This is a genomic window from Nitratireductor sp. B36, assembly GCF_020833685.1.
Taxonomy (GTDB): Bacteria; Pseudomonadota; Alphaproteobacteria; order Rhizobiales; family Rhizobiaceae; genus Nitratireductor.
In genome coordinates this window covers 181,405-199,536 of the sequence record NZ_JACKZY010000004.1, presented here as the reverse complement: position 1 = coordinate 199,536, position 18,132 = coordinate 181,405, and the positions used below count along the sequence as shown (strand labels likewise).

Genomic DNA, 18,132 nt, shown 5'->3' with positions numbered 1-18,132 from the left:
TCTGGAGTTTGTCCATGTCCACCACCTCCAACCGGCGGCTTGAGGCCCTGCGCGAGCGCATGCGCGCAACCGAGACCGATCTCGTCGCCATCGGCCCTTCAAGCCACATGATGTATGTGGCGGGCCTCGATCCGCATGGCGATGAACGCCCTGTCATGTTGCTGGTCTCGAAGGATCATGCCGGCTTCCTGATGCCCGCGCTCAATGTCGACAGCTCGCGCCAGAAGACCGACCTGCCCTTCTTCCCCTGGCGCGACGATGACGGCCCGGACGCCGCCCTTGCCGCGCTTTTGAAGGCATCGAACCTGCCGGAGGCTCCCAGCGTCGTGATCGACGAGACGATGCGCGCCGATTTCGCGCTGCTTCTGCTCGACGCGCTGCCGGGTGCAAAGCGCCGCTTCACCGACGACACGGTGGGCCACCTGCGCGCCCGCAAGGACGAAGACGAATACAGGCGCCTGAAGGCGAGCGCGGTGCTGAACGACAGCGCCGCCATGGCCGGTTTCGATGCGCTGAAGCCCGGCGTCACCGAGCTGGAAGTGGCGGCAGCCATCCGCGACGTCTACAAGGCGGCGGGTGCGGTGCCGGTCTTCACCAGCGTCTGCTTTGCCGGCAATGGCGCGTTCCCGCATCACCACACCGGCGACACGAAGCTGAAGGAAGGCGACGCGGTGCTGATCGACACGGGCGGGCGGCTGGACGGCTACCCCTCCGACATGACGCGCGTCGGCTATTACGGAAAGCCCGATGCGGAGTTTGAGAAGGTCCATGCCATCGTGGAGCGGGCAGTTGCCGCTGCGCTGGCCGCCGCAAAACCGGGCATTGCCGCGAAAGCCATCGACAAGGCCGCACGCGACGTGATCACAGAAGCCGGTTATGGCGAATACTTCACCCACCGCACCGGCCATGGGCTCGGCATCGACATCCACGAGCCGCCCTACATGACCGCTACCTCCGAGACCGTTCTCGACGAAGGCATGGTGTTTTCCATCGAGCCCGGCATCTACCTGCCCGGAAAATTCGGCCTCAGGCTGGAAGAGATCGTCATCATGCGCGCCGACGGTGCGGAGATCCTCTCCGACCTGCCGCGCAAGGCGCAGATCCGGGGGTAGGCACCGCGGGACAGCCCCTGTCTGCATGACGCGCCTCTAGCCACGAGGCGCGTTTTTTAACTGGTCCGCCAGAAAGGCAAGGAAGCGCGGATGCGCGCCGTAGGCAACATTCACCCGGATCGCTGCCTTGCCATTTACCGATTTGCCCGGACGGAAGACGCTGCCAGGTGCAAGGAATATGCTTTGTTCCGATGCTGCGCGGCACAGCGCCATCTCGTCTATTGAATCGGGAAACTCCACCCAAAGGTAGAAGCCCGGCGAGACACTCTTGCGGACCGTCAGGCCCAGCGCCTCAAGTCGCGCGAGCGAGGTCTTGTGTGCCTCCTCGACGCGGGATTTCAGCTTTCGCAGATGCCGCAGATATTGGCCGCCCTGAATGAGATGAAACACAAACCGCTCGACATAGTCGGAGGTGGCCACCGTGGTCAGCATCTTCAGATTGCCTAGAGCGCTGATGATCGCGGGATCGCCGGCGACGAAACCGCAGCGCAGGCTGGCTGAAAGCGTTTTCGAGAAGGTGCCGACATACAGAACCCGGTTGAGCTGATCGAGGGATGCGAGGCGCGGCAGTGTCGCGGGCAAGATATCCGCCAGAGCGTCGTTCTCCACAAGCAGAAACCCCCAGCGCTCGGCAAGCTGCATAAGGCCGAACGAAACCGCCGGAGACAAGGTGCTGCCGGTGGGGTTGTGAGCCAGCGACTGGGTGAAAAACACCTTTGGTCTGTGAAGCGCAAGCTTCGCTGCCAGGTCCTCCAGATCCGGCCCGTCATGACCACGGGAGATGCCGATGATCTTCGCCTTGGCAAGCGTCAGCTTTGCAAACAGCGGATAGTAGCCCGGATCATCGACAAACACCGTATCGCCCGGCTCAATAAGATGCCGGATGATCAGGTCGAGCCCGTGATTGACCCCGTGTGTGAGGAGAAGCCCGTCTGGCTGGGCGGTGATCGACCGCTCCAGAAGCAGGACGCGCAGACGCTCGCGCAGGGGCGCATACCCCCAGGAACTGCCGTAACCGAAATCCACCGTGTCGACGTCTGCCGTCCTGAAGCTGGAAAAATATCGTTTGAGCTCCGCGCCCTCCATCCACGAGGCCGGCGGCCTGCCATCACCCGGGCGCACCTCATAGTGCTGGTCAAGCTGCTCCCGCAGGAGAGAAACCACATCCACCGCCGCAGCGACATGCGGGGCGGGAGGCGAAGGCCGGTCGAGCTGGAACTGGGCAACGTAGTAACCCGACCCCGGCCGCGCCTCGAGAAGCCCCCGTGCAACCAACCTGTCATAGGCTTCCGCCATCGTGTTCTTGGAAACACCATGCTCACGGGCAGCCTGGCGCACGGAGGGCAACCGCTCACCCGGCTTATAAGCACCCGCGGAGAGAAGCGCACTCACGTGCTGGACAATGCGATCGACACGAGAGAAGCGTGTATCGGTGGCGGTCATCAGGTATTGTCCCACTTTCAAAACTGGGACAGTCATCGCCAATTTGCGCCAAACTGTCCCTTGATTGTCCCAATAAATTTTATGACAATTTGGCTTTATGATCAAACTTGCTGTCTTGGGAGGAAGCAATGACAGATTTGAAGAGGCGCCGTTTTCTGACGGCTTCTGCATTGGGTGGCGCAGCAACGCTGGCAATGCCGGCAGTGGTACGCGCAGAGGAGACCGTGCAATGGCGCATGCAAGCGCTGTGGGACGGCGGAACCACACCCTTTGAGTTCGAGAAGAAGTTCGTCGAACGGGTTGCCGAACTTACCGGAGGAAAGTTCGACATCAAGCTGTTCTCGGCAGGCCAGCTCGTGCCGGCCAATCAGGCATTCGATGCGGTCCGCAGCGGCGCATTTCAGATGATGAAGACTTTTGACGGATATGAAGCCGGAAAAATTCCGTCCTTCGCCTTTACCTCGACCATTCCGTTCGGTTTCCCGGATCCCGACCAGTATGAAGCCTGGTTCTATGAACTCGGCGGCCTGGACATGGCCCGTGAAGCCTATGGCAAGGCCGGACTCACCTACGTCGCGCCGACCGTCTATGGCGAAGAGCCGATGCATTCGACCGTCAAGATCGAGAGCATTGCAGACATGGCCGGCAAGAAGGGCCGTTTTGTCGGCCTCGCCTCCGCCGTCATGGGGGACCTCGGTGTGGCGGTGACGCCGATGGCGACGGCGGAAGTCTATTCCGGCCTCGAAAAGGGCCTGATCGACTTCGCCGACCGCGGCGATCTCACTGCCAACTATGAGGCAGGTCTCGCAGAAGTCGCGAAATTCATCATTCTGCCCGGTGTCCACCAGCCGACCACGGCGACCAGCTACGTGGCGAATTCGGCGGCATATGACGCATTGCCGGACAACTACAAGGCGGCTCTCGCCGTCGCGGCCCGCGAGATTTCCGGGTCCCTGCGCCAGCGCATCATCGTGCAGAACAGCCAGGTGCTCGACAAATACCGCGAACAGGGGGTCGAGGTGATCTATCTCGATCCGGCCGATGTGGCCGAGGCCCGCTCCAAGGCGGTTGATTCCTGGAAAGCTGCAACGAAGGAAGACCCGCTGGCGACAAAGATCGTCGACAGCCAGATTGATTTCATGCAGTCACTCGGTCTCATCTGACCCTTGTTTCAGGCGGGCGGCCAAACGCCGCCCGCTACCAACCCCAGGCTGAATATCAGTTCCATGCAGGCAGTTTGCGCCTTTGTCACCGGTGTGAACCGGGTTCTTTTCGTTGTCGCCGCGGTGATCATCTTCGCGGTCGTGCCTATGCTCCTCTACGAGGTGATCGCGCGCTATGCTTTTGATGCGCCCACCGTCTGGGCCATGGAAGCGAGCACGCTTGTCTTCGGCCCCCATTTCATGCTGGCCGGACCTTACCTGCTGCATCTGCGCGGCCATGTGGCGGTCGACATTGTGAGCGAGAAGGCCCCTGCGCCGGCGCGCCGCATGCTTGATGTCTTCGCCTTTCTCGTGATCGCCATATTCGCGGCGGTTTTCGCTGCCGTGAGCTGGCCGCTGGCGATGAACGCCTGGTCGCTTGGAGAGACGAGCTTTTCTGCCTGGAACCCACCCATCTGGTGGCTGAAATTCGTGGTGCCTTTCGCCTTTGTCATGCTGTGCGCCCAGGCGCTTGTCGAGGCAGTGTCGGCCCTGCGCAATGATGAACGCCCGGAGGCGCGTCCATGAGCTCCGAACTCGTTCTGCTCATCATGTTCGCAAGCCTGGTCGGGCTGCTTCTGACCGGCCTTCCGCTCGCCTTCACGCTGGGCGCGCTCGCCCTTGTCTTCACGATCACCCTTTGGGGACCGGCAGCCCTGTCTGTTACCGTCCTCAACCTCTTCGACACGATGCAGTCGGAATCGCTGCTCGCCATTCCGCTCTACGTCATGATGGCGAGTGTGCTGCAGCGTTCCGGCGTGATCGAAAGTCTGTACAAGGCAATGGAGTTGTGGTCGCGCCGCCTGCCCGGCGGGCTTGCCGTCGGCACCATCGCCATCTGCACGATCATCGCGGCGATGACCGGCATTGTCGGCGCGGCCGTGGCCGCCATGGGGATGCTCGCCCTGCCCTCCATGCTCAAGCGCAATTACCAGCCGGAGCTGGCCATCGGAACGATCTGCGCCGGCGGCACACTCGGTATCCTCATTCCGCCTTCCGTCATCACGATCGTCTATGCCGTCACCGCGCAAGCCTCGATCGGCCAGATGTTCATCGCCGGTGTCGTTCCAGGCCTTCTGCTCGCCTCGCTTTACATCGGTTACATCGTGCTGCGGGCCGCACTCAACCCGACTATTGCGCCGCGCCCGGAAGAGAATGAGGGCATCACCTGGGCCATGCGCATCGCGGCGCTGAAGTCGCTCATCCTGCCAATGCTGATCATCATCGGCGTTCTGGGCACCATCTATATGGGCATTGCGACACCGACCGAAGCTGCCGCCGTGGGTGTGGCGCTGGCCTTCGTTTCCGCCCTGATCGAGCGCCGTTTCGGCTGGGAACTGCTGCGCGGGGTCGGCATGGATGTGGTCAAGGTCACGACCATGATCCTCTGGATCACCATCGGCGCGCGGGCCTTTGTCGCGATCTTCACCGGTACCGGCGGTGCCGACTTCCTGCTCGGCTTCATTCAGGACATGGAGGCCAATCGATGGATCGTGCTGGCCGTCATGCTGGCGATCCTGTTCTTTCTAGGCATGTTCCTTGACGAGATCGGCATCATCCTCCTTTGCGTGCCCGTCTTCCTGCCGGTCATCGACTTTCTGGATTTCGACCGGCTCTGGTTCGGCATCCTGTTCCTGGTCTCCGCGCAGATGGCCTATATCTCGCCGCCCTTCGGCTACACGCTCTTCTACATGAAGGGCGTTTTGCCGGCCGGGATCGGCATGGGGACGGTCTATCGGGCCATCATCCCGTTCATGCTGCTTCAGGCGTTCGGCATCCTGATCTGCGCACTGTTCCCGGAGCTGGTGCTCTGGCTTCCCAAAACCATGATTCAGTAACCACAGGACACATAATGAGCGACGCCCAATCGTCCCGTATTGAAGGCCTTCACAAGATGTCACCAGCGGAGCGGCTTCAGGCTGTTGCGCGACAGGCGCAGCTCGGCAACGAGGCCGTATCGAGCCTCGCGGCAGCAGCCGAAGGACAAATCGAGCTTGCTGATCGCCTCGTCGAAAACGCCATCACCACCATGGCGATTCCGGTAGGCATCGCCACCAACATGATCGTCGACGGACGCGAGGTGCTGGTGCCGATGGCGACGGAAGAATCCTCCGTCGTGGCCGCCGTCTGCAACGCGGCCAAGCGATGCCGCTCCACCGGCGGCTTCTTCACCTCGGGCAGCGGACCCGTCATGGCCGCGCAGATCCAGCTTCTCGGCGCAAGCGACCCCGAGAATGTCCGTCTCAAGGTTTATGAGAAGATCGATGAAATCCGGGCGATCTGCAACGAAACCGATCCGCTTCTCGTCAAATTCGGCGGTGGTTTCCGCGACATCGACGTGCGCGTCATCGACAGCGTCGAAGGGCCCATGACCATCGTGCACATCATCGTCGACACGCGCGACGCGATGGGCGCCAATGCGGTCAACAGCATGGCCGAGGCGCTTGCCCCAAGGCTCGCCGAATGGACCGGCGCCCGGACGTTGCTGCGCATTCTTACCAATCTGGCAGACCGTCGCGTGGTGCGCGCACGTGCGGTGTGGACACTCGACGAGATCGGCGGCGCACAGGTGCGCGACGATATGCTTTCCGCCTATCGTTTCGCCGATGCGGACCCCTACCGCGCGGCGACCCACAACAAGGGCATCATGAACGGCGTCAGCGCTGTCGTGCTGGCGACCGGCAACGACACCCGCGCCATCGAGGCCGGCGCACACGCATATGCCGCGCGCGAGGGCCGCTACCGCTCCATGTCGCGCTGGGAAAAGGACAAGGACGGCAACCTGGTCGGCATACTGGAAATGCCGATGGCGGTCGGCCTGATCGGCGGCGCCACCAAGGTGCACCCGACCGCGCAGGCCCATCTGAAATTGCTCGGCGTCGAAACCGCCGACGCACTCGCACGCATCATCGTTTCCATCGGTCTTGCTCAGAATTTTGCCGCCATGCGCGCGCTTGCCACGACCGGCATTCAGAAGGGGCACATGGCGCTGCACGCGCAGAATGTCGCGCTGATGGTCGGTGCGGTCGGTGACGAGATCGATCTGGTGGCAAGTGAACTCAAAGCCCTCGGCAAGGTGCGGCAGGATCTGGCCGAAGAGATCCTCAACCGCATTCGGGGCGAACGGTGAGCACACAGGTCTCCATCGTCGAGGTGGCTCCCCGCGACGGATTGCAGGCGCGCAACGAGCATATCGAAACCGCCCACCGCATCGAACTGGTCGAGCGGCTGCGCAGCGCCGGCGTAACACGGATGGAAGTGGGCGCGTTCGTTTCGCCAAAGCGTGTGCCACGCATGGCGGACACGGCGGAGGTCATGCAGGCAGTGTCCGCATCACGACACACAGGCGACATGGTGTTGGTGGCAAACGAGCGCGGGCTTGAGCAGGCGCTTTTGGAAGGCGCGCGCGCCATCGCCGTTTTTACGGCGGCGAGCGATGCTTTCGCCGAGAAGAACATCGGTTCTACCGTGACCGCCTCCCTCGAACGCTTTGCACCCATCGTCGCGCGGGCGCGCGATGCGGGTGTCTTCGTCCGCGGCTACGTCTCCACCATCACCGATTGTCCCTATGCCGGCCCGGTGGATCCCACGGCCGTTGCGCCGGTGGCCAAAGCGCTGCGCGACATGGGTTGCCAGGAGATCGCTCTCGGCGAAACACTGGGAAAGGCGACGCCTGCGCGCATCGCCGCCGTGGTCGAAGCGGTGGCAACCGACATTCCGATAAATGAGATGGCAGCGCATTTCCACGACACCTACGGCATGGGTATCGCCAATGTCTGGGAGGCGGTGAGGCTGGGCATCCGCACGGTGGACGCGGCGGCGGGGGGCCTTGGCGGCTGCCCGTTCGCGCCCGGCGCTGCAGGCAATGTGGCGACAGAGGATGTGGTTTATCTTCTGAATGGCCAGGGCATAAAAACCGGCATCGCGCTCGATCCGCTGCTTGATGCCGTCGCTTTCTGCGCGAACACGATGGGCATCGCCCCAACAAGCAGGGTCTACAAGGCGCTGCGCTCTGCCGATTCCTGAGTTGAACGGGAGAGCACATCCAGGCGGGCTGATTGACACATATGGAACTTTCTTTATTTATACATTGTATAATTAGGGAGTTTTCGAATGGTCACTGGTCACGTATTCATTGCCACCAGCCTCGACGGCTTTATTGCCCGTGAAAACGGGAATATCGACTGGCTTCTCAAGCACGACCAGGCTGAGGAAGATCATGGCTATGATGACTTCATAAAAGACATCGACGTCATCGTGATGGGGCGCGGCACCTATGAAGCAGTCCGAAGCATGGGCGCGTGGTTCTACAACCGTCCGGTGCTGGTTCTTTCGAGACGGCTTGCGCCACAAGACGTGCCGCATGAACTCAGCGGAAAGGTACGCTTTTCGGACAAATCCCCTGAAGAGGCGATGGCGATGCTGACATCCGAGGGTGCACGCCGTGCCTATGTGGATGGCGGGCAGGTCATTCAATCCTTTCTCGAACGCGACATGATCAGCGACATGGTGATCACGCGCGTGCCGATCCTTCTGGGTAAGGGACGGCCTCTATTTGGCGGTGGTCCCCGCGATGTGGCTCTGGCACACAAGGGTACAAGATCTTTCCCTTCCGGACTGGTTCAGTCTCGCTATGAGGTCATCAAATGATCGCAAGGCGGCGCGGTCGGCCACCCGCCGACGGAAGGACTGTTTCTCCCGATCGCATTCTCTCGGAAGCCTTGGAAATACTCCATGCCGAGGGCCTTACCGGCTTGACGATGCGTGCTCTGGCAACGCGCGCGGGCATCAACCCCATGACCATCTACCACCACTTCAAAGATCGCGATGGTCTGATCAAGGCGTTGGCAGAGCATGCATATGCGGACGTGGCAACACCCGAAACGGGTGATGATCTTGCCCGCGCACACGCTCTCCTCACGGCTTACTACTCCAAAGTTGTTCTTTATCCGGCATTGACCCTGGCGATCTTTGCCCAGCCAGCCATTTTTCCCGAACACGCCCGGCGGATCACCGATGAACTGACCCGTTTGCTAAACGAACACGACAATGCCCTGCTTTGGACGCACATACTCGTCGACTATACGCATGGTGCGGCTCTCGCGGTGGCCAGCCGGGATGGATCCGCAGGACAGCAGCGCTCCAAGCAAGCAATGCTCAACGACTTTGAATGCGGACTTGCTGAACTTCTGGCGGCGTTTGGGAAATCGCTGAGACGCCACACCGCCTAGCGCGCCCGCTGCAAGAAGCGTCGCTGCACTCGACCGGCATAGGCTACGGGTTGGATTCGGAAAGGACACGGTGATAAGTGGCGGGCCGCAACCGAGGAGGCGCAGGAGGGCGTGTCTGGGATTGGAGTCCGGCCACATAGCGCTGTGCAACCCGACGGTGCCCGGACCGATGATCGGCCGCCAAACCGCTTCTTCGATGCCAACACTCCCGGTGAAGCTCGCTCAGGTGGCCGTGAACCCCGTGCCAATCTGAACCTTGAGCATGACTGCCGCTTATCTGGGCGTCAAGATCTCGGTACCCACTCCCTCCGATCCGGCGACCGTCCATATTCCCTGGAGCGTACCGTTCTGCTGTACGTTGTAGATAACGAGTCCGATCGCCCGACCCAGAACATAGGCTGCGGAGAATGCGGAACCGTTGCGCATGCAGATGCCCTGCGACGTTGTCCCTCCGGTCTGCCATCTGATTTTGCAGGTGGTGGAGCTGGTCAGCGTGATGGTTGCCGTGCCGCGATAGGATGAGCCATCGAGATTGGTCCCTACGGCCTCATAAACGCCGCCAATTGACTGTGCGTTCGCGGGCGCCGTCAATGTCATGAACAAAAGTGCTGTTTTTAGTCCCAAGCCAAATCGCATCATATCCATTTCCTCCGTTCGTATTGGGGATTGTCTATTCGTCTTCGACCAAAGCGACCACGCGATCATAGGCACTCGAAAACCCGGAGAGCGAGACGGAAAAGATGAGCTCCTGACCGCCATCGGCCGTGGCGATCACGTTGAGCTGGTTGCCGTCCCGCAGCGAAGCGACGGTGCCCGCGTCAAATGCAACATCGACGATACAGCCCGCCGGCAGGCAGGTGCGAAACGGCTGGATAGCACCGGCGCTTCCTTCGTCGAGCCGGTAGGTGATGCCGCTGGCGAGATCCAGGCCGAAGGGCAGGACCAGCGCACCGCGCGCCGCGCTGCTGTCGCCAGCACCGGTCAGTTCGATGCTGAGCACCCTCTGGCGGTTCTCACTTACCTGGGTTTGTGACATTACGCACCGCACGCTGCCTCCGGGCACCTTGCAGGCCACCTGCCAGTCGCCATGGCCCTCGCGCAGGCTGGAGGCATTGCCGGGCAGGCCCGTCTCCTGTGCGAAGGCCATTGAGGTGGAAATGACGACAGCGGTCGTGGCAGAAAGGCCGGATCTTATACGGGACATGGTGATGGTCTTTGTTGGCAGAAAGAAATGCAGCCGTCGCCTGGGGTCTTCGGCGGCGGATGCAGTATTCATGGGCGTACCTCTGAACAACAACGCCGGCGATCAGAACCGCACGTTCAGGCTCAGGCTAGCCGAGTGATCCTGAACACCGGAGCCGAACTGGCCGCCATAGGCGAGGCCCAGCGTGGCATCCTCGGTGAAGTTCACCGCGAACCCGACGTCGAGCACCAGACTGTCCTGTGCCAGCGGCACGCCCGCAATGGAGAAGCCATTGCCACCCGAGGCAAAGACCATCTGCGCACCCGGTGCGCCGCCGATGGCATGCCTCCAGCCCAGCATGCCGCTCAGTGTGGCCTCCATGTCACCGAGCGCCACGTCGGTCTCAGCGCGCGCGCCCAGCGTGGTGAAGGTCGCTTCGACACCATTGGAAGCGGTCGTGAGTGCCGCAGCACCACCGGTCTCAATAAATCCATCGGTTGACAGGTTGACGTATGCGAGGTTGGCAAAGGGTTCAAATCGGGCAGAGCCCACCTCGAATTTGTAGGCGGCCTCCCCCCAGGCTTGCAGGGTCCGGGCGCCGTAGGATGCAGAAAGGCTATCCGAGAACCCCGTGAAGGCCACCGAGCGCACCGTGTCGAGGCTGTGCCAGCTATGAGCGACCCCGCCGGTGAGGGTGTAGCCCCCCCATTCCCCGCCGCTGTAGACGCCCAGCGTATAGGTGTCGGCCGTGCCCGAGGACAACCGGTCATCGATGCTGAAACTTGAGCGGGAATAGCCACCCAGCACACCAATGCGCGCATTGTCCCAGACCAGCGCATCGCCGCCCATCAGAAACCCGCCGATGGTGCGGTCCAACGCGGCGGCATTGCCGTCGCTGCCCCACCGGCTCCAGGATCCGAAGCCCTGGCCCCACAGGCCAAAGCTTTCGGAAATCCGATCCTCGATCTGTGCGCTATTGTCGGCCGCCACACCGCCCAGTGCGAGACGCATCCGGTCCATCGCCGCCTCGCGCGGGAACCGGCTGTCTTCCAGGAGTGCGGTCTGGGCAGAGGCGTGGATTTCACCGGAAAGGTGGTCGAGGGCGATGGGTGCTTCGGCGTTGGAGACACCGAGCACCGCATCAAACACACGATTGCCGCTGCCGAGCGAGAACGCACCCTTGCCAGCCGCGCATTGATTGGGGCTCATCCCGGAAAGGCAGAACGATGTCACCGCGACACGTGAGGTCAGGTAGGCCTCGTTGCGCGCGTAATCATAGCTATCCACGAAGTCGAGGAAGGCGAAGTCGTCGATTACGTTGTCGAAAGCTCCAGTCAGAGTGCCGGCAGCGAGGATGGTATAGGTGCCCGGCGTATAGGTCGAGCCATCATCGGTGCCGTTCTCCGGCGTTACATGCACAGTGCCGCCATTGATCGTCACCGCAGCTGTCGCGGTCAGCAGATCGTTGTTGATTCCTTCAACGAACCCGCCATCGTTGAGCTCGACCGTATAGGTCGAGCCCGCGTTGAAGGTGGCATTCGTCGCATGGATCGTACCAACGGAATTGCCCGGCGCCAGTGTACCCCCGGCGTTCACCGCCAGATCACCGATGTCCCCGGAGCCGCCAAGAACGCCTCCATCCACATCGATGGTGCCGTTGAGCGCGCCGTCAACCAGGAGGGTGCCGCCCGAGACCGTCGTGGTGCCATTGAAGGCCGACCAATCACCACCAAAGATCGATTCGCCCGCCTCGTGTAGAACACGGTGCATCCCGGCGCCGGAAGAAGCCAGAAAGGTGTTGAAATTGTAGCCCGTGTCGGTGTGATTGAATACCAGCGTGCCGTCGCCATTGCCGAAGGCCATGCCTGCGGCAAGCGTGCCCGCGCCGGCGGCGGCATCGCCCGATGCCGAACCGATGTTGAGGGTTCCGGCAACGCCGCTGTCAGAGGCGATGACCAGCCCTCCGCTTGTCACAGCGCCGCCATCGGCAATAGTGACGGAGCCGTCATTGGTCGATCCGACATAGATGGTCCCTGTCGTCATCCATTGCGAACCGGTTCCCGTAACCAGAACGCTGCCGGAACCGGCAGGGTTGGTGCCGGCGCCGATATGTGCATCGCCGGAATTCTGATTCACCAATCCCCCGTCGGCGATGGTCAGTGTGCCCGCCGCTTCTTCACCGACGAACAAACTGCCACCCGCACCGGTCAACCACCACGACGTGCCTGGACCGGTCACCGTCACGGAACCGGAGGAAGTGGCCAGTTGGGCGACATAGCCGCGCGTACTGGTTACCCGACCGCCATTGCTGATCGTCAGTTCGCCGGCGCCCTCCCAGCCAATCAGCACCTCGTCGGCACTGAGTTCTGATCCCGCGCCATCGACCAAAACATGACCGGCACTATCGGGGTTCTCGGCAATGATGAGGAAGTCGGCTTCGACCTGCCCCTCGTTCAACACTTCGACACGGCCAGTCCCACTCCACCCTACGTACAGGTTCTCGCCCACATCCAGGGTCGAGCCGTCTCCATCGACCACCACCGTGCCCTGCCCGTCTACGTCCCATCCGATACGGGCCCTATCGGTGGTGACCCTGCCGCCACTGGCGACACGCAGTCCGCCGACGGTATCAACGCCAACCGAAAGCACCAAGCCGACATCGAGAAGCGAGTCTGTTCCCGCGACAAGGACAGTGCCCTCCGTGCCACTGCCTTCGCCAATCTCGACCTCGTCGGCTGTCACAGTGCCGCCGTCGTAAATGTAAAGTCGGCCGGTACCGCCCTGACCGACATAGAGCGCATCATTGGCATTCCAGGAGGCGGTATCTCCAACCACAGAGACCGAGCTGCCGTTTGCGACGGCGTTGTCAGCGATGATGCCGTACTGGCTCTCGACCTGTCCATTCAGAACACGCATCTCGCCCAAGCCCGACTGGCCGACAGTGATGTAGCCTGTATTGACCCAGGTGCCCTCAACCGTGGCCACGCCGGCGGAATTGAGGTTCCGCCCGATTACGGCGGAAGCGCTGTTCACCTCACTTTCAGCGTCGATGGTCAGATAGCCTTCCCCCTGGTCGCCGACGACGAGCATGCCCGCGTGATCCCAACGCCCCTCGGACAAAAGTTCGACCGCGCCCGAAGAACCGGCCTCCCGGCCTATCCTGGCAATATCGGTGCTGGACACATAGCCGTTATTGGCAATCGTCAGCAGCCCCTGCCCCTCTTCGCCGACATCAATGCTATAGTCGACAAGCAGTTGCGCGCCGTCTCCGTGGACCACGACCGTACCGACGCCATCGGAATTCTCGCCAATGGTGAGATATTCTGCTTGGAGTTGTCCGTCATCCTGAATGAAGAGCTGGCCCGTCCCACGCCGTCCCACAATCAGATCCTCGCCGGCATTCCAAGACGAGCCGATACCCGACACAGACGCGATGCCATACGTATTCGGCCCCTCAGCCAATACAGCATCGGAGCTCGTCATGGTGCTGCCATCGCTGACAACAAGGTTGCCCTGCGACACGGTGCCGAGATAGATCGTCCCCCAAACGCTCCAGGACGAACCGCCTCTCAGCGCGATGACATGCTGGGCGCTGGCCGCTTCCCCGACACGAGCGGTGGCACTCAGCAACTGGCCAGCATTGTCGATAAGCAGGCTACCCGCCCCTCCTGGCACAGTTCCGAAAAAGATGTCATCCGCATAGGCTGGTCCCCCCATCACGCCACCATCGATAACCGGATCAATACCCTGGCCGTTGAGGTAAACGTCGAGACTCCCTGTCGGAACCGTTCCCAGATCCCAGTTGTCGGCGGTGCCCCAGTCGGAGGAGGTGTCCCCTTCCCAATTGATGACCTGCGCCAGGGCCGGGACGTTGGCGCCAAGCAGGCAGCCCGCAATTGCCGTCGAGCAAAGCAGCGCCCTGGGCAATTCATTGAAACTCATTCTTGCGATCACCTTCACCACCATCCGGTGCCCCTCTTCAATGCTTCAATCCATTCGCTGCGGTAGGCGGCGAATCCGGTTGATTGAGGCATAGAGGGCCGGGGTCGCGGATGGGTCGCGGATCGAGCCGCCCATTCGATGGGCCGGATTTTTCTCAGGTTTGCGGCTGGATGTTGCGAACTGGCAACAGAGTTGCGAACGTGTTGTTACGCTTGATCGCCGGCCCTTGCATCTGCTTCCAGCGCGTCGACATCCAGCTCGACGCCGAGGTGTTCGGCGGCTTCGGTGGCCAAGTCGTAGAGGGTTTCACGGAAGCCGAGGCGCTCCAACCCCTCCCTCGATACGCGCAGTGCGCGCGGCCAGTCCCCCGAGACGTTGAGCGAGCGGACAAAGGCCGCGCAAGCGTTTATCGCCGCTTCCTCAAGCTTGTGCTCGTATGCGATCAATCCCGTATCGTCGGCATAGTGGTAGACAAATGGTCCGCGATAAAGCCGGAGCGCCTCCGTATAGCGGGCTTCCGCTGTCCAGCCGGGCGCCGTTGCCAGCGCCATCAGATCCCACGCGTCGATGGAAACATGATCGGGATCGAGCGCGATGCGGCCGCCCTGCGTGACAATGGCTTCAGATATTCCGATCATCTGCCGCAAGCGGTAGACGGTCGACTTCATCCGTTTGCGCGCGTCGGTCGCATCGAGCTCCGGCCAGAGCCGGTCGGCCAGGGCCTCGCTGGACTCGCCATCCTGGCCCGCCGCAATCAGATGCACGGCGAGCGCAATGGGGCTGCGCGGGAGCTTGCCCGAAGTCAGGCGCGATATACTGCCCTCCAAAACGTCGAAACGTCCGAGCGAAACGATCTGTATCCGGGCACCATCTGCCTCGGACGGTATTTCTCCGGCAAGACCAAGCACACGGATCAATTCATTGGCGTAGTCGGTCTCGATATCGTTGAGGATCGCAAAGCGCATCAATTCGGCCATTTCGGCCCGGCTCGTCCAGGCATGAAGATAGAACCGCATTGTGGCGCCCGCCGCGAGCGCCGTACGCAGATAGGGCTGCGCGCGATCAGGATTGATGCTCTTCAACGCCAGGAAAGCCCCGCGCAGCCCGCTTAGAAAGACGAGCAGCGGACTGTTCTGCCTGGCCGCAGCCCGGCGTGCACGGCGCAGCCATGCCAGGGCCTCGCGCCGGCGCTCCAAGCTTTGGAGGACGGCGGCAACGGCATTGCCATAGAGAACGGGGAACAAAGCCATCCCGATCCGTTCACCTGCACGGTGCGCGCCCAGAATAACCGCGAGTGCTGCATCATACTCTCCGCTGAGCCAATGATCCCAGGCAATAAAGTGCTGATGAAAGGCGACGTAAGGCGGGGGAGCTTGGGGGCCGACACGAACGGAAAGCATGGTCAGGTAACGCCGCGTTCTATCGCGATCTTCCAGGGTTAGCGCCTTATACAGGGCAGCATTCAGGAGCGCGCCATCGAAAAACTGCTGCTGATGTTTCGCGTTGGCTTCGATTCCGCTCTCCATTGCGCGAAATGTCTCGTCACCCGAAGCATCGAAAATCGACAGGAACTCGGCGGCAACAAAGTGACGCGCGCAGATGTCGACAGCAGGCGCCAACTCCTCGTCAAAGACCTGGTTCAGTCGCGTCCGGACCTGAGCGGCTTTCCAGCGATGGCCCTCGCAATAGCAATAACGAAACATCAATTGAATGCCGCGCCTGATGGTTTCGTGACGGGGCAAGGTCTGGAAATAGAAGTCCAGATTACACTGTTCCCAGAACGGAAAATCAGGATGATCGGGTCGGCGGAGCAGCATTGCGACGAACGCCCCGCGTGCCAGAGATGCCTCGCTGCGCGGCCCAAGCTTTCTCGCCAATTGCGTTAACTGCGGCAGCATGACGATCAGATCATCCAGCAGGTGGAGATCTGTCCATTTAAACCATATGGAATCTATCAGTGCTGTCCAGATCGGGATCAACAACTCCTGCTGATGGCATTGCTGTGCCGCATCAAGCGCGGCCGATAAGACCTCGCACGCCTTGGCCGGATTAACGCCGAGCAGGGATTCGCCATACCAGTAGCGCAGTGCCAGGCTGGTTTCCAATTCCGCTTCCGGCATAGGTTCCAGCGCGGCCAGGATGACGCCGAGTTCACCTTGTTCGCCAAGCGACGGCGCATATTCAGCGATCGCATCCCTTAGGGCATCCCATGCGCCCGACGCCGACAAGAGCAACAATCCTTCGCCCACGTCCCCGTTTTCAAGCAGCGCCTGACCGGCCCTTGAGCCGAGTTCGGCAGTCTTGGCTGCGTCGACGAGGTCTGAATAATGGTGGTGAAGTGCTGCCTTGAGAAGGTCGTGAATCTGCAACCGGTCGCTGCCGTCCCGTTCGACGAACAGCAATCTGTCCGCCAGCCTCGCCAACCGTTTGTCGCCGCGCGGCAGATTGAGCGCGTGCGCGACAATCCTGACCGGCAGGTTGGGCAACCGTGCGGCCCGACAAAGCATGATGCGGTCCGGCTCGGAGAGCGGCTCAACGAGTTCATGGACAATGAGATCGAGCAGATCCGTTGAATCGGGCGCAAGTCGGTCGGCGGCATCGTCAGCCCTGGACATCGCAGATTGCAGTAGCAGGCATGCACCGAGCATCCACCCGCCGGAGGCGCGGACCAGTTCCGGCGCCGACCAGCGGCTGCAATCGCCATCGAACGCGCTGATCAGTTCATCTGCTTCGGTTTCGTTAAGTTTCAGCATGTCGAAATCGACCACCATCGCCTTGCCGATGGCATTGAGCCTCAACCATGCAGGATGTTGGGCCTCACGCGAAACCAGAACAACTCGGATGTCGCCGGTATCATCACTGACCGCATCGGCAAGCGCCTGATGCACGGCAGCTTCGGCAGGCAAAACGTGGAGATCGTCCAGCACAACGGTGATACGGTTGCCGCAGCCACCGGCGGCGATCAAGCGCCGCAGGTAGTCCACGGGGAATGCGATGTCCTGCGAAGCCAGAGCGGGCAGATCGTATTTCGGAAACGCATTGCGGAACGCCGACTCGAGAGAGGTCAGGAACGCGCCCATATCGGCCATGCGCGGCTCGGCACGCAGCCACACAAATGCCCCGCCGAGCCGGCGGCACATCTGCATGGCAAAGACGGATTTTCCGCTCCCCGCGGGCGCGGTGATCCAGACGACCGATTTGTGCTCTGCGGCCAGGACATCACCTGACTGGCGCGATATCGTTGTCCTCGATTGTCTCCTGGCGGTGCCCGCAGACTTTCTTGTCACGTCCAGTTGTCCCCCAAACCGGCTTGCCTCTCCTGCAAACTTGCCGCCATCCGCAGGCCGATGCAAATTGCAAGCATAGACTTAAAGCCGCCGGGAGCCGGCCGGATCCCGTGCGCGTACAGCGGGTTGTAAATACTTATGGTCGCAGATCGGTCGCGGATTCATCATGGAAGGCGAAACGTCGTCTTCCGGACGCAATGCTTCTACCTGGTTTTCACAGGCCTGCAATTGGTCTGCCTGTTGCTATCAGGCGCGGGGAGTGTTGCCCCTGGCAGGCCTGCCTCGAACACCTGCTTCCTGTTTCCCGCCCACAATTCTCGCGCTCGTTCGCCGTCCGCGCTTTGGAGCTTTTCTGCCATCCAAATGAGCGCGCCTTAGATCATCTCGCGGTTATCGTCGCCGCGTTGGACGAGGCCCGCCTTGAGGACGAGGAGGCTTAGTTCGATCAGGCGCCGGGTGTTGTTTGACACCAGCCATTAGACAATACGGGGAATTGCGGGATGAAGCGGGAACGGCCGGGGAATGGCGGAAACTCAAGGCTTTGCGGGTACAGTTGCGCGATCGAGCTACACATCGTTTTGACAGAGTGCGTGCCGAAAGCTGCAACATCTGGAGGCGATGGCGGAGAGTTTCGGGCACTTCGACAATTCGCCTTTAAAACGCCTGCTTGCAAAACCTCGACAGCCCTCAAACCGTTGTAGAAGCGCCTTTTAAGGCGCTCTTAGAAAAGAA

General features: G+C 61.4%; 13 protein-coding genes. 8 read left to right on the top strand and 5 right to left on the bottom strand.

Annotation, left to right across the window (positions count from 1 at the left end; all coding sequences use genetic code 11):
• The first annotated feature begins 14 nt into the window (after window positions 1-14).
• Entirely contained in the window at window positions 15-1,112 is a 1,098-nt protein-coding gene (locus H7H48_RS17250; protein WP_229450288.1) for a Xaa-Pro peptidase family protein, read from the top strand.
• 36 nt (window positions 1,113-1,148) lie between these two features.
• Here H7H48_RS17250 and H7H48_RS17245 read toward each other — a convergent pair whose 3' ends face one another.
• Window positions 1,149-2,555 (bottom strand): PLP-dependent aminotransferase family protein, encoded by a 1,407-nt coding sequence (locus H7H48_RS17245; protein ID WP_229450287.1) that lies wholly within the window; start codon window positions 2,553-2,555, stop codon window positions 1,149-1,151.
• A gap of 128 nt (window positions 2,556-2,683) precedes the next feature.
• Between H7H48_RS17245 and dctP the strand changes: the two genes are divergently transcribed.
• The 7 genes from dctP (at window position 2,684) to H7H48_RS17205 (ending at window position 8,988) form a co-directional block, all read left to right on the top strand.
• A complete protein-coding gene (gene dctP / locus H7H48_RS17240; protein ID WP_229450286.1) occupies window positions 2,684-3,718 on the top strand; it encodes a TRAP transporter substrate-binding protein DctP in 1,035 nt (344 codons plus the stop codon).
• Window positions 3,719-3,781: 63 nt separating this feature from the next.
• A complete protein-coding gene (locus H7H48_RS17235; RefSeq protein ID WP_229450285.1) occupies window positions 3,782-4,285 on the top strand; it encodes a TRAP transporter small permease subunit in 504 nt (167 codons plus the stop codon).
• Window positions 4,282-5,595, top strand: coding sequence for a TRAP transporter large permease subunit (locus tag H7H48_RS17230; protein WP_229450284.1), 1,314 nt, complete (start codon window positions 4,282-4,284; stop codon window positions 5,593-5,595). Before H7H48_RS17235 ends, H7H48_RS17230 begins: the two co-directional genes overlap by 4 nt.
• 14 nt (window positions 5,596-5,609) lie before the next feature.
• Window positions 5,610-6,887, top strand: coding sequence for a hydroxymethylglutaryl-CoA reductase, degradative (locus H7H48_RS17225; protein WP_229450283.1), 1,278 nt, complete (start codon window positions 5,610-5,612; stop codon window positions 6,885-6,887).
• Window positions 6,884-7,783 carry a hydroxymethylglutaryl-CoA lyase gene (locus H7H48_RS17220; RefSeq protein WP_229450282.1) on the top strand — a complete coding sequence of 300 codons (900 nt, stop codon included), beginning with the start codon at window positions 6,884-6,886 and terminating at the stop codon, window positions 7,781-7,783. Before H7H48_RS17225 ends, H7H48_RS17220 begins: the two co-directional genes overlap by 4 nt.
• Before the next feature lie 87 nt (window positions 7,784-7,870).
• A complete protein-coding gene (locus H7H48_RS17215) occupies window positions 7,871-8,407 on the top strand; it encodes a dihydrofolate reductase family protein (RefSeq protein ID WP_229450281.1) in 537 nt (178 codons plus the stop codon).
• Window positions 8,404-8,988 carry a TetR/AcrR family transcriptional regulator gene (locus H7H48_RS17205; RefSeq protein ID WP_255664035.1) on the top strand — a complete coding sequence of 195 codons (585 nt, stop codon included), beginning with the start codon at window positions 8,404-8,406 and terminating at the stop codon, window positions 8,986-8,988. The genes H7H48_RS17215 and H7H48_RS17205 overlap by 4 nt, the downstream gene beginning before the upstream one ends.
• 273 nt (window positions 8,989-9,261) lie before the next feature.
• Here the strand turns inward: H7H48_RS17205 and H7H48_RS17200 are convergent, their stop codons facing one another.
• The 4 genes from H7H48_RS17200 to H7H48_RS17185 form a co-directional block, all read right to left on the bottom strand.
• Complete coding sequence (locus H7H48_RS17200) at window positions 9,262-9,627, bottom strand: hypothetical protein (RefSeq protein WP_370633415.1); 366 nt, start codon at window positions 9,625-9,627, stop codon at window positions 9,262-9,264.
• A 31-nt stretch (window positions 9,628-9,658) separates the two neighbouring features.
• On the bottom strand, window positions 9,659-10,264 hold the full coding sequence (locus H7H48_RS17195; protein WP_229450280.1) for an invasion associated locus B family protein: 606 nt from the start codon (window positions 10,262-10,264) through the stop codon (window positions 9,659-9,661).
• A 30-nt stretch (window positions 10,265-10,294) separates the two neighbouring features.
• On the bottom strand, window positions 10,295-14,113 hold the full coding sequence (locus H7H48_RS17190) for an autotransporter domain-containing protein (protein ID WP_229450279.1): 3,819 nt from the start codon (window positions 14,111-14,113) through the stop codon (window positions 10,295-10,297).
• A 206-nt stretch (window positions 14,114-14,319) separates the two neighbouring features.
• The gene (locus tag H7H48_RS17185) at window positions 14,320-17,400 is read right to left on the bottom strand and encodes a hypothetical protein (RefSeq protein ID WP_229450278.1); all 3,081 of its coding nucleotides are present in this window, start codon (window positions 17,398-17,400) and stop codon (window positions 14,320-14,322) included.
• Between the last annotated feature and the right edge of the window lie 732 nt (window positions 17,401-18,132).